Source organism: Pseudomonas sp. P9_31, assembly GCF_034008235.1.
In the GTDB taxonomy this organism is placed as follows: Bacteria; Pseudomonadota; Gammaproteobacteria; order Pseudomonadales; family Pseudomonadaceae; genus Aquipseudomonas.
The window spans coordinates 389,979-402,665 of record NZ_CP125375.1 but is presented as its reverse complement, the minus strand read 5'-3'; the positions used below and the strand labels follow the sequence as shown (position 1 = coordinate 402,665).

General features: G+C 59.7%; 11 protein-coding genes. 3 read left to right on the top strand and 8 right to left on the bottom strand.

The annotated features are described in order from the left end of the window. Positions 1–38: 38 nt before the first annotated feature. Positions 39–2,318 carry a phosphoenolpyruvate--protein phosphotransferase gene (ptsP, locus tag QMK51_RS01795; protein ID WP_258698611.1) on the bottom strand — a complete coding sequence of 760 codons (2,280 nt, stop codon included), beginning with the start codon at positions 2,316–2,318 and terminating at the stop codon, positions 39–41. A 22-nt stretch (positions 2,319–2,340) separates the two neighbouring features. Further along, positions 2,341–2,820 (bottom strand): RNA pyrophosphohydrolase, encoded by a 480-nt coding sequence (locus QMK51_RS01790; RefSeq protein WP_007897732.1) that lies wholly within the window; start codon positions 2,818–2,820, stop codon positions 2,341–2,343. Between the two features lie 143 nt (positions 2,821–2,963). Here QMK51_RS01790 and QMK51_RS01785 point away from each other — a divergent pair, with 143 nt between their 5' ends. After that, positions 2,964–3,620 carry an HAD family hydrolase gene (locus tag QMK51_RS01785; RefSeq protein WP_320392998.1) on the top strand — a complete coding sequence of 219 codons (657 nt, stop codon included), beginning with the start codon at positions 2,964–2,966 and terminating at the stop codon, positions 3,618–3,620. A gap of 121 nt (positions 3,621–3,741) precedes the next feature. On the opposite strand, the gene QMK51_RS01780 is transcribed toward QMK51_RS01785, so the two are convergent. Together QMK51_RS01780 and ilvA are read right to left on the bottom strand one after the other, a co-directional pair. Next, the gene (locus QMK51_RS01780; RefSeq protein ID WP_320392997.1) at positions 3,742–4,170 is read right to left on the bottom strand and encodes a DUF2269 domain-containing protein; all 429 of its coding nucleotides are present in this window, start codon (positions 4,168–4,170) and stop codon (positions 3,742–3,744) included. A gap of 39 nt (positions 4,171–4,209) precedes the next feature. Continuing rightward, on the bottom strand, positions 4,210–5,724 hold the full coding sequence (ilvA, locus tag QMK51_RS01775) for a threonine ammonia-lyase, biosynthetic (protein ID WP_258698608.1): 1,515 nt from the start codon (positions 5,722–5,724) through the stop codon (positions 4,210–4,212). A gap of 224 nt (positions 5,725–5,948) precedes the next feature. Here ilvA and rpiA point away from each other — a divergent pair, with 224 nt between their 5' ends. Next, entirely contained in the window at positions 5,949–6,623 is a 675-nt protein-coding gene (gene rpiA / locus QMK51_RS01770; RefSeq protein ID WP_111448403.1) for a ribose-5-phosphate isomerase RpiA, read from the top strand. 145 nt (positions 6,624–6,768) lie between these two features. Here rpiA and QMK51_RS01765 read toward each other — a convergent pair whose 3' ends face one another. The 4 genes from QMK51_RS01765 to QMK51_RS01750 form a co-directional block, all read right to left on the bottom strand. After that, the gene (locus QMK51_RS01765) at positions 6,769–7,686 is read right to left on the bottom strand and encodes an SdiA-regulated domain-containing protein (RefSeq protein WP_320392996.1); all 918 of its coding nucleotides are present in this window, start codon (positions 7,684–7,686) and stop codon (positions 6,769–6,771) included. 192 nt (positions 7,687–7,878) lie between these two features. Continuing rightward, a complete protein-coding gene (locus tag QMK51_RS01760; protein WP_320392995.1) occupies positions 7,879–8,808 on the bottom strand; it encodes an SdiA-regulated domain-containing protein in 930 nt (309 codons plus the stop codon). A 255-nt stretch (positions 8,809–9,063) separates the two neighbouring features. Then, on the bottom strand, positions 9,064–9,729 hold the full coding sequence (locus QMK51_RS01755; RefSeq protein WP_320392994.1) for a fumarylacetoacetate hydrolase family protein: 666 nt from the start codon (positions 9,727–9,729) through the stop codon (positions 9,064–9,066). Positions 9,730–9,765: 36 nt separating this feature from the next. After that, positions 9,766–11,160 carry an FAD-binding oxidoreductase gene (locus QMK51_RS01750; RefSeq protein ID WP_032835036.1) on the bottom strand — a complete coding sequence of 465 codons (1,395 nt, stop codon included), beginning with the start codon at positions 11,158–11,160 and terminating at the stop codon, positions 9,766–9,768. Positions 11,161–11,365: 205 nt separating this feature from the next. Here QMK51_RS01750 and serA point away from each other — a divergent pair, with 205 nt between their 5' ends. Beyond that, positions 11,366–12,595, top strand: coding sequence for a phosphoglycerate dehydrogenase (serA, locus tag QMK51_RS01745; RefSeq protein WP_223488214.1), 1,230 nt, complete (start codon positions 11,366–11,368; stop codon positions 12,593–12,595). Positions 12,596–12,687 lie beyond the last annotated feature (92 nt).

Sequence of the window (12,687 nt, the reverse complement as noted above, 5' to 3'; positions counted from 1 at the left end):
AGCGGGAGCAAGCTCCCTCACCACAGGCCCTCAGCGTTTTAGAGGGTTTTGACCGAAGCCGGATTAATCATCCGCGCCAACCCAAGGTTCTTCAGCGCCAGTTGCAGCGAGCTGTGGATAACTTGCGGGTTGTCGATGGTCATCAGCTCCGCCAGCAACTCCTTGGCCTTGCTCAGATTGATCTGACGCAGCATCCACTTCACTTTCGGCAAGTTGGTGGCGTTCATCGACAAGCTGTCGAAGCCCATCGCCATCAACAGCACCGCCGCTGCCGGGTCACCGGCCATTTCACCGCAGATACTCACAGGCTTGCCTTCGGCATGAGCGTCGCGCACCACGTTCTGCAAGGCTTGCAACACGGCCGGATGCAGGTAGTCGTATAGGTCGGCCACCCGTGGGTTGTTGCGGTCCACGGCCAGCAGGTACTGGGTCAGGTCATTGGAGCCGACCGACAGGAAGTCCACTTGCCGCGCCAGTTCCTTGGTCTGATACACCGCCGCCGGAATCTCGATCATCACGCCAACCGGCGGCATCGGCACGTCGGTGCCTTCGTCGCGGACTTCGCCCCAGGCCCGATGGATCAGGTGCAGGGCTTCTTCCAGTTCGTGAGTGCCGGAAATCATCGGCAGCAGAATGCGCAGGTTGTTCAGGCCTTCACTGGCCTTGAGCATGGCGCGGGTCTGCACCAGGAAGATTTCCGGGTGGTCAAGGGTCACGCGGATGCCGCGCCAGCCGAGGAACGGGTTGTCTTCCTTGATCGGGAAGTATGACAGCGCCTTGTCGCCGCCGATGTCCAGGCTGCGCATGGTCACCGGTTGCGGATGGAACGCGGCGAGCTGCTCGCGATAGATCGCCAGCTGTTCCTTTTCGCTCGGGAAGCGCTGGTTGATCATGAACGGCACTTCGGTGCGGTACAGGCCTACCCCCTCGGCACCGCGTTTTTGCGCCCGCGCCACGTCCGCCAGCAGGCCGGTGTTGACCCACAGCGGCATGCGGTGGCCGTCGACCGTTACGCACGGCAGGTCACGCAATGCATCCAGCCCGAGGGCCAGTTGCTTCTCTTCCTCGACCACGTCGGCGAACTGCTTGCGCAGCACGTCACTGGGGTTGGTATAAACCTCGCCGTGGTAGCCGTCGACGATCATCTGGATGCCGTCGACCTTGGAATACGGCAGGTCGACCAGGCCCATCACCGTCGGGATACCCATGGCGCGCGCCAGGATCGCCACGTGGGAGTTACCGGAGCCGAGTACCGACACCAGACCGACCAGCTTGCCTTCCGGCACCTCGCCGAGCATCGCCGGCGTCAGTTCTTCGCTGACCAGAATGGTGTTATCGGGGTAGACCAGCGTCTGCTGCCGCTCTTCCTGCAAGTAGGCGAGCAAGCGACGGCCGAGGTCTTTGACGTCCGAGGCGCGCTCACGCAGGTAGGCGTCGTCCATCAATTCGAAACGGTTGACGTGTTCGGTGACCACCTGACGCAACGCGCCCTGAGCCCACTGACCGGTCTTGATCACGGTAGTGATTTCACTACCGAGCGAGGCATCGTCAAGCATCATCAGGTAAACGTCGAACAGCGCTCGCTCTTCCGGCCGCAGCTGGGTCGCCAACTTGGCGGACAAGGCGCGCATGTCGGCGCGCACGCCTTCAATGGCGGTCTTGAACAGCGCAAGCTCTGCATCAATGTCGCTGATGGTCTTGTCCGGCACCACGTCCAGATCGGCCGGTGGCAGCATGACGACCGCGGTACCGACCGCCGCGCCCGGCGAACCCGGTACGCCAATGAACTTTGCTTCCTGGATGCCTTTGCCCTGACGACCCAGGCCGCGGATCGAACCGGTGGCCTCGGCGTGAGCGATAACACCGGCGAGCTGCGCGCTCATGGTCACGAGGAAGGCTTCTTCACCTTCATCGAACTGGCGGCGTTCCTTTTGCTGAATGACCAACACGCCGACGACACGACGGTGGTGAATGATCGGCGCCCCGAGGAACGACGCGTAGCGCTCTTCACCGGTCTCGGCGAAGTAACGGTAGCGCGGGTGATCCGCGGCGTTTTCGAGGTTCAGGGGTTCTTCACGCGTGCCGACCAGGCCGACCAGACCTTCGTTGGGTGCCATGCTGACTTTGCCGATCGAGCGCTTGTTCAAGCCCTCGGTGGCCATCAGCACGAAGCGGTTGGTCTCTGGATCAAGCAGGTAGACCGAGCAGACCTGGCTGCCCATGGCCTCTTTGACGCGCAACACAATAATCCCCAACGCCGCCTTGAGATCCTTGGCGGAGTTAACTTCCTGGACGATCTTGCGCAGCGTATTGAGCATGGCTCGGGGTCGAACTCCGTCGTCAGTCGCGCGCTAAAAGGCGCGGGGCAAGCTCTTTGAGAGCGCGTCGATACACCTCGCGCTTGAATGTCACCACCTGGCCCAACGGATACCAATAACTGACCCAGCGCCAGCCATCGAATTCCGGTTTACCGGTCAAATCCATCCGCACCCGCTGCTCGTTGGAGATCAGGCGCAGGAGAAACCATTTCTGTTTCTGGCCGATGCACAGCGGTTGGCTGTGCGTTCTGACCAAGCGTTGCGGCAAACGATAACGCAACCAGCCCCGGGTGCAGGCGAGAATTTCAACATCTTCGCGCTCCAGGCCCACTTCTTCGTTCAACTCGCGGTACAAGGCGTCTTCCGGCGTCTCCTGGGGGTTGATCCCGCCCTGTGGAAACTGCCAGGCATCTTGATTGATACGGCGAGCCCATAGCACCTGGCCAGCATCATTCGTCAGAATGATCCCGACATTGGGGCGGAAACCATCGGGGTCGATCACGGCAACAACCTCGCAAACGCATGTCGTCGCATTGTTCCACAAAGGTTGTGAAAGCAGCAACGCGCCGACCTACCTTATGTGCACTCTTGTGAAAAGTCCGTATTCTGGACACCTTTCTACAGACTTTTCAGCGAGTAACTTCAATGCGGCTGGCTTTATTCGACTTGGACAACACGCTTCTGGGCGGTGACAGTGACCACGCCTGGGGCGATTATCTGTGCGAACGCGGCTTCCTCGACGCCGTCGCCTACAAGGCACGCAACGACGAGTTCTATCAGGACTACCTGGCCGGCAAGCTGGATAATGACGCGTACCTGAACTTCTGCCTGGAAGTCCTCGGTCGCACCGACATGGCCACCCTGGGTCAATGGCACCTGGACTACATGCGCGACTGCATCGAACCGATCGTGCTGGCCAAGGGCCTCGATCTGTTGGCCCAACACCGCGAGGCTGGCGACAAGCTGGTGATCATCACCGCCACCAACCGCTTTGTGACCGGGCCGATTGCCACGCGCTTAGGCGTTGAAACCCTGATCGCCACCGAATGCGAAATGATCGACGGCCGTTACAGCGGGCGCAGCACCGATGTCCCGTGCTTCCGTGAAGGCAAGGTGACCCGGCTACTTCGTTGGCTGGAAGAGACTGGCCATAACCTGGAAGACAGCTATTTCTACAGCGATTCGATGAATGACCTGGCGCTGCTGGAGCGGGTGGCGAACCCGATCGCCGTCGACCCGGACGTGAATCTGCGCGCCGAGGCCGAGAAGCGGGGTTGGCCAGTGATTACTCTGCGCGATTGATATCGCCTTCGCGGGCAAGCCCGCTCCCACAGGGACCTTTGCTGTGACTGCCATCTATGTCACACAGCAAAACCTTGTGGGAGCGGGCTTGCCCGCGATTGGGTCGACTCGGTCTGAAGCCTTAAACCGGCTTGGCCCCCATCAACCCCGCAATGGCGATAAAGCAGACAAAGCTGAACAACGCCAACGCAAACGTAAACTTCCCACTCCCCCCCGCCGGCGCCGTGCGCAGCCGATTGAGCCGCACCAGCAGCCAGAACCAGCCCAGTACAGCCACGGTGTAGAGCACACTGGACGCCAGCAGCCAGGTCTGCCCCAACGGCCAGCCCACCAGATGCACCATCCACCACCCGGTGAACGGCATGCTCAGCAACGCCAGCCCCATCAATAGCCAGATGAACACCTGCGGCCGTTGCAAGGTACGAACATGAGCCGTCGCATCACCGTTACGGCGTGTGCGCCAGACCCAGATCGCCAGCCCCGGTGCGCTGATCAACAGCAGCACTGTCGCCACGGTATGAGCGATTTTGAGGGTGGTTAACGTTTCCATTGTTCGATTTCCTTATGGCCTGCTCGTCAGCGTAGCCGTTCAGCCGAGAAAAAGCTGATAGGCCGGGTTGTCGCTTTCGTCCCAGTACGGGTAGCCGATTTCTTCCAGTGCAGCGGGTACCAGATGACGCTCGTCGTGCGGCACTTGCAGGCCCGCGACCACACGGCCATCCGCGGCGCCGTGGTTACGGTAGTGGAACATCGAAATGTTCCAGCGCCCGCCGAGCTTGTTGAGGAAGTTGAACAACGCGCCCGGACGCTCCGGAAACTCGAAGCGCAGCACCACTTCATCGACCACATGCACAGCACGCCCGCCAACCATATGGCGGATGTGCAACTTGGCCAGCTCGTTGTCGGTCAGGTCGAGCACCGGGAAACCCTGCTCGGTGAGGCTGGCGAGCAGCGCACTTCGCGGATCGCTTTCCGGATGGGTCTGCACGCCGACAAAGATGTGCGCTTCGCTGCCGGTGTTATAGCGGTAGTTGAATTCGGTGATCTGCCGTTTGCCGATCGCTTCGCAGAACGCCTTGAAACTGCCCGGTTTCTCGGGGATGGTCACGGCGATGATCGCTTCGCGGCCCTCGCCCAGCTCGGCGCGTTCGGCGACATGGCGAAGGCGGTCGAAGTTGACGTTGGCGCCGGAATCGATGGCCACGAAGGTGTGGCCGGTGACGCTGTGCTGCTCAACGTATTTCTTGATCCCGGCCACGCCCAGTGCACCGGCAGGCTCGGTAATCGAGCGGGTATCGTCGTAGATATCCTTGATTGCGGCACAGATCTCGTCGGTGCTGACAGTTAACACTTCATCAACGTAGTCTTTGCAGATATCGAAAGTGTGCTGGCCGATCTGCGCCACCGCGACGCCGTCGGCAAACAGGCCCACGGTCGGCAGCACCACGCGCTCGCCGGCCGCCATGGCGGCTTGCAGGCAGTTGGAGTCATCCGGCTCGACGCCGATGATTTTGATGTCCGGGCGCAGGTATTTCACGTACGCCGCGATCCCGGCAATCAGCCCGCCGCCGCCCACAGGAACGAAAATCGCATCCAGACGCCCCGGGTGCTGGCGCAGAATCTCCATGGCCACCGTGCCCTGCCCGGCAATGGTGTGGGGATCGTCGTAAGGGTGAATGTAGACGTAGCCTTTTTCATCGACCAGTTTCAGCGAGTAGGCCAGGGCTTCGGGGAACGAATCCCCGTGCAGCAACACTTTGCCGCCGCGCGAACGCACGCCTTCGACCTTGATCTCCGGGGTGGTCTTGGGCATCACGATGGTCGCTTTCACGCCCAATACCTTGGCGGCCAGGGCCAGGCCTTGCGCATGGTTGCCGGCCGAAGCGGTGACCACGCCGCGCGCGCGCTCTTCATCGCTCAACTGCGTCAGCTTGTTATAAGCGCCGCGAATCTTGAACGAGAACACCGGTTGCAGGTCTTCACGCTTGAGCCAGATTTCATTGCCCAGCCGCTCGGAGAGCTGGCGGGCAGTCTGTAATGGGGTTTCTACGGCAACGTCATAAACGCGCGAGGTGAGGATCTTTTTGACGTACTGTTCGAGCATCGGAAAGCATCACTGAGCGGGTTGGGCAGGACCAAGGAGTCTAACCCGGCTATTGGGCGGGCGACCACACTAAACAGGTGGTTTTAAGGCCAACGGAAAAGATCGCAGCCTGCGGCAGCTCCTACAGGTGCGATCTTTTGACCCGCCAATCGGGCAATGACCTTCCCCATCGCGAGGCCTATAATGTCGGCCTTTCGTCCCCTCTTCGGCACTTCGGAGCCCGCATGACCCAGGATCAACTCAAACAGGCAGTGGCCCAGGCCGCCGTCGACTTCATCCTTCCGAAACTCGACGACAAGAGCATCGTCGGCGTCGGCACCGGCTCCACCGCCAACTGTTTCATCGACGCCCTGGCCAAGCACAAAGGCGCGTTTGACGGCGCAGTTGCCAGCTCCGAAGCCACCGCCGCTCGCCTCAAGGGCCACGGCATTCCGGTGTATGAACTCAATACCGTCAGCGATCTGGAGTTTTATGTCGACGGCGCCGACGAAAGCGACGAACACCTGAACCTGATCAAAGGCGGCGGCGCAGCCCTGACCCGCGAGAAGATCGTGGCGGCCGTGGCCAAGACCTTTATCTGCATCGCCGACGCCAGCAAACTGGTGCCGGTCCTCGGTGCGTTCCCGCTGCCGGTGGAAGTGATCCCGATGGCCCGCAGCCATGTGGCCCGCGAACTGGTGAAGCTCGGCGGCGACCCGGTCTACCGTGAAGGTGTGCTGACCGACAACGGCAACATCATCCTCGACGTGTTCAACATGCAGATCACCAACCCGGTGGAGCTGGAAACACAGATCAACGCCATCGTCGGCGTGGTCACCAACGGTTTGTTCGCTGCCCGCCCGGCCGACTTGCTGCTGCTGGGAACGAGTGAAGGTGTGAAAACCCTGCGCGCCCAGTAAGCGAAATTGCCCACATATCTGCGGGCAGATGAAATACCTGTGGGAGCGGGCTTGCCCGCGATGGGGCCGTCACATTCAACATTGATGCTGACTGAAAGGCCGCTATCGCGGGCAAGCCCGCTCCCACGGTGTTTTGGGGTGTTTGTCAGGGTTGTGCCGGTTTTTTGAAGACGTAGAACAGGTTCGGCTCGCTGACGAGGTACAGGGTGCCGTCGTCATCCATGGCGATGCCTTCCGCTTGCGGCACAGGCTTGTGCAATCCCTGACGCCCCTTGCTCAGTGACAGCGTGCTCAGCGGTCGCCCATCCACATCCAGTTCCAGAATCAGTCGCGACTCATCGGACAGCGCCAGCAGATGGCCGCTGCGCTCGTCGTATTGCAGGCTCGACAGGTCTCTCACGAACATTCCGGCATCGCGCCTGGGGTTGTTCACCACGTGCACCGCGTAGGATTTCTCCGGGTTGTAATGGGGAAAGCCCTGCACTTCGTAGATCAGCATCGGGTCGCGCTCCTTGGCGACGAACAGGCGCTTGCCCACCGAATCATAGGCCAGCCCTTCGAACCCCTTGTTGCCGCCCATGTGCACACCGAGGGTCATCTGTTCGGCATCCGCCGCATCCAGGAACGTCGTGCCCTTCTCCAGATGAATCTTTATCAGCCGTTGCTGGCGCTCGTCGGTGATCACGTAAGTGTCAGCGCTGATGAACTCCACCGCTTCCGGATCGCCAAACCCGACCAGCGCCACACGCCGCAGGATTTTGCCCTCCAGGGACAATTCGATCAGCTCGGCGTTTTTGTTGGTGACGGTGAACAGGCTTTTGCGCACGGGATCGAAGGTCAGCGCTGAAACATCGTCGTCCAGACCGTCAATGACTCGCGCCTCGATCGCGACCTGATACTGATCCAGACCAATGGACTGGGCATTCATCGGCTGCCACAGCGCCTGCACATTGAACCAGGTGCGCTCGAACAGGCGCAGGTACTGGCCGACGGCAACCAGCACACTCAGTGCAATGACCGACAGAATCAGTATCAGGGGCTTGGGACGGACAAGTCGGCGCATTCAGGCAGCTCGAAAACAGGACGGGCGGATGAAATACCACGGCTGTATGAATTCAAGCTTAATGGCCACTGGCCTTCGACCACAACCATCGAACTCGCAGGAGCTGCCGAAGGCTGCGATCTTTTGATCTTCTGGCGGTGCTGACATGACTAAAGATCAAGATCATCGCAGCCTGCGGCAGCTCCTACAGGGTCAGCGTTGTTTTTCGAAGCGGTAGAACAGGTTCGGCTCGCTCACCATGTAGAGCGTGCCCGCCTCGTCAATGGTCACGCCTTCGGCGCGGGGAATGGTTTTTTTCAGGCCGTTGAAACCACCGAGCAAGGTCATGAAACTGACCTGCTCGCCTTTCTCGTCCAATTCCAGCAACAAGTGAGAGTCGGCGGACAGCACCAGGGTATGGCCGGTGCGCGAGTCGATGGCCAAGGCCGACAAATTGCGGATATCCAGTGCATCGCTGGGCAGTTTTTGCTTGTCGCCCTTGAGGGTCTGGCTGCCGTCGCTTTTCCAGCTGAACAACGCCGGCGGACGTTCTTCACCCAACAGCAGTTGCTGGTTGTGTGCATCCCAGACGACGGCTTCGAAGGCTTTATTCTGGTCTTTCGACGGGCCGAGGTCGTATTTCGGGAAATTGGCGATGTTCAGCTCGCGGGTATCGGCATCGACCTTGACGATGGAGAGCAAGTGTTCGCGCTCATCGGTAATCGCCAGCAGACCGTTGCCCATTACCGTCACCCCTTCCGGGTTGCTCCAGCCTACCAGCGGCATCTTGCGCAATACGTCGCCCTGCAACGTCAGCTCGACCAGGAACGGGTGCTTGCCCATCACCGCAAACAGAGTTTTGGTCTGCGGGTCATAAGACACATCCGAGGCTTCGTCCGTCTCCATGCCCGGCAGCAGTTTGGCGTCGATCACCGCCCGGTAATCCGGCAGCCAGACACTCTCCTGACGTTCGGCCGGGCTTTCGAAGCGCTCCTTCACCCAGAGTACGCCGCGATCATCCCAATGCATCGCAAACGCAAGGCCATATGCAGCGACCGCCGCCAGTAAAAGCCAGGAATACCAACGCATGACAAAGCGCGAGCGGCGGGCAGTTTTCAGCTTGGGCAGCGGTTGGGTGGTCATGCAGGGATGCGTTCCAGAAAATCAGGCTATAGGTAATAGCACATTGAGGCAGGCTCAGACGCCAGAAGCCCCGGAATTATCCAGATACGATGTGAAAAAAACGGGAAATGGCGGGATCGCCCTTCTATGGCCGATCACAAAACAAATGTGGGAGCGAGCCTGCTCGCGATGGCGGTGTAACAGTCAACATAGATGTTGAATGTTATGGACTCATCGCGAGCAGGCTCGCTCCCACAGGGTTTTGCGGTGTTGGTGCTAGCGGACGCTGCTGGTGAAACGGCTGACGCCCGGCAATTCGAGCACCAGTTCGTCGCCGACATTCAGCGGGCCAACGCCCACCGGCGTGCCAGTGAGGATCACATCACCGGCCTGCAGCGAGAAGCAGCCGGCCATGTACTGGATCATCGGTATGATCGGATTGAGCATGTCCTTGCTGTTGCCATCCTGGCGGACCTCGCCATTGATGGTCAGGCGAATGGCGATGTCGGTCAGGTCGGCAAAGGTGCTGCCGGCCACGAACGGTGCAATCACCGCCGCACCGTCGAAGGACTTGGCGATTTCCCACGACAGGCCCTTGGCTTTCAGCTCAGCCTGTTTGTCGCGCAGGGTCAGGTCCAGGGCCGGGGCGAATCCGGAGATGGCATCCAGCACTTCTTCACGGCTTGGCTTGGTCGACAACGGTTTGCCGATCAACACGGCGATTTCTGCCTCGTAATGCACCGAGCCACGCTCGGTCGGAATGCTGAAACCGTCTTCCAGCGGCACCACGCAACTGCCGGGCTTGATGAACAGCAGTGGCTCGGTAGGCACCGGGTTGTCCAGTTCCTTGGCGTGTTCGGCGTAGTTGCGGCCGATGCACACCACCTTCCCCAGCGGGAAATGAATTCGCGTACCGTCGACATACTGGTGCTGATAGCTCATTACCGACTCCTGCTTCGTGCGCTTAAATTCGAAGAATCAAACAGCGAAAATCTTGCCCGGGTTCATGATGCCGTTCGGGTCGAATACCGCTTTGACGGCTTTCATGTACTCGATCTCAACCGGGGAACGGCTATAGGTCAAGTAGTCACGCTTGGTCATGCCCACGCCGTGCTCGGCGGAAATCGAACCGTTGTACTTCTCGACGGTTTCGAACACCCACTTGTTGACGGTGGCGCATTTGGCGAAGAACTCGTCCTTGCTCAGGTTATCCGGCTTGAGGATGTTCAAGTGCAGGTTGCCATCGCCGATGTGGCCGAACCAGACGATTTCGAAATCCGGGTAGTGTTCGCCGACGATCGCGTCGATTTCCTTCAGGAACCCCGGAACTTTCGACACAGTGACCGAAATGTCGTTTTTGTACGGCGTCCAGTGGGAAATGGTTTCGGAGATGTACTCGCGCAACTTCCAGAGGTTCTGCAACTGGGTTTCGCTCTGGCTCATCACGCCGTCCAGCACCCAGCCCTGCTCGACGCAGTGCTCGAAGGTTTCCAGGGCGTGGTTGGCCACTTCTTCGGTGGTCGCTTCGAATTCCAGCAGCGCATAGAACGGGCAGTCGGATTCGAATGGCGCCGGCACATCGCCGCGCGCCATGACCTTGGCCAGGGCCTTGTCAGAGAAGAATTCGAACGCGGTCAGGTCCAGTTTGCTCTGGAACGCGTGCAATACCGGCATGATCGAATCGAAATCGGCGGTGCCGAGGACCATCGCGGTGAGGTTTTTCGGCGCACGGTCCAGACGCATGGTGGCCTCGACCACAAAGCCAAGGGTGCCTTCGGCGCCGATGAACAGTTGACGCAAGTCGTAGCCGGTGGCGTTCTTGATCAGGTCCTTGTTCAGCTCCAGCAGATCACCCTTGCCAGTGACGACTTTCATGCCGGCCACCCAGTTGCGGGTCATGCCGTAGCGAATCACCTTGATCCCGCCGGCATTGGTGCCGATATTGCCGCCAATCTGGCTGGAACCTGCCGAAGCGAAGTCCACCGGATAGTACAAACCGTGCTCTTCGGCCTTGTTCTGCAATTGCTCGGTGACTACGCCCGGCTGACATACGGCCGTGCGGTCGGTCAGGTTCACGTCGAGGATCTGGTTCATGTAGTCGAAGGACACGACCACTTCGCCATTGGCCGCCACCGCAGCCGCGGAAAGCCCGGTACGACCGCCGGACGGTACCAGCGCAACCTTGTGCTCATTGGCCCAACGGACAATGGCCTGGACCTGCTCAGTGGTCTTGGGGAACACAATGGCCGTCGGGGCCGGGGCGAAATGCTTGGTCCAATCCTTACCGTAAGCATTCAGGGAGTCGGCATCGGTCAGCACCTTGCCAGGCTCAACCAGGGTCTTCAGCTCATCAATCAGGGCAGGATTGGTCATCGACAGAACTCTCGAACATTTCATGGTCATCCTGAGAACGCTTCACGTCGCAGGAATGAGTGTTTAGCGGGGTGCATATGCTAGCATACCGACCCCGCAGGATAGTGCCCAAAGGCTGTTCTGCGGTGACGGCTTTCTTGCCGTCCGGGTCAGCCTCTGTTGACCACTTCCTGCCATTTTTTCTCCGGGACACAGGTTTACGCAGATGAGCAAGACTTCTCTCGATAAGAGCAAGATCAAGTTCCTTCTTCTCGAAGGCGTCCACCAATCGGCTGTCGACGTCCTCAAGGCGGCGGGCTACACCAGCATCGAGTACCTCACAGGTTCTCTGCCGGAAGCCCAGCTGAAGGAAAAGATCGCTGATGCTCACTTCATCGGCATTCGCTCCCGCACTCAACTGACCGAAGAAATCTTCGATCACGCGAAGAAACTGGTGGCTGTCGGCTGTTTCTGCATCGGCACCAACCAGGTCGACCTCAACGCGGCTCGCGAACGCGGTATCGCGGTATTCAACGCGCCGTACTCCAACACTCGCTCCGTTGCCGAGCTGGTACTGGCCGAGGCGATCCTGTTGCTGCGCGGCATCCCAGAGAAGAACGCTTCCTGCCACCGTGGCGGCTGGATCAAGAGCGCAGCCAACTCCTTCGAAATCCGCGGCAAGAAGCTGGGTATCGTCGGTTACGGCTCGATCGGTACTCAACTGTCTGTTCTGGCTGAAGGCCTGGGCATGCAGGTGTATTTCTACGACACCGTGACCAAGCTGCCATTGGGCAACGCAACGCAAGTTGCCAGCCTGACCGAGCTGCTGGGCATGTCTGACATCGTCACCCTGCACGTTCCGGAAACCGCTGCCACCCAGTGGATGATCGGCGAGAAGGAAATCCGCGCCATCAAGAAAGGCGGCATTCTGATCAACGCCGCGCGCGGCACTGTTGTTGAACTGGACGCCCTGGCGGACGCGATCAAGGACAAGCACCTGATCGGCGCGGCCATCGACGTATTCCCGGTGGAGCCGCGCTCCAACGAAGAAGAGTTCGAAAGCCCGCTGCGTGGCCTGGACAACGTGATCCTGACCCCGCACATCGGTGGTTCCACCGCTGAAGCGCAGGCCAACATCGGTCTGGAAGTGGCGGAAAAACTGGTCAAGTACAGCGACAACGGTACGTCGGTATCGTCGGTGAACTTCCCGGAAGTGGCCCTGCCGGCTCACCCTGGCAAGCACCGCCTGCTGCACATCCACGAGAACATTCCGGGTGTGATGAGCGAGATCAACAAGGTCTTCGCCGAAAACGGCATCAACATTTCCGGTCAGTTCCTGCAGACCAACGAGAAAGTCGGTTACGTCGTGATCGACGTCGATGCCGAGTACTCGGACCTGGCGCAAGAGAAGCTGCAGCACATCAACGGCACCATTCGTTGCCGTGTATTGTTCTGATAGCGACTTGAGCGACAAAAAAGGGAGACCCAAGGGCCCAATGCCCGTCAGTTAAGACGCTCCCACATGGATTGCGCTTAACTGACAGGCAT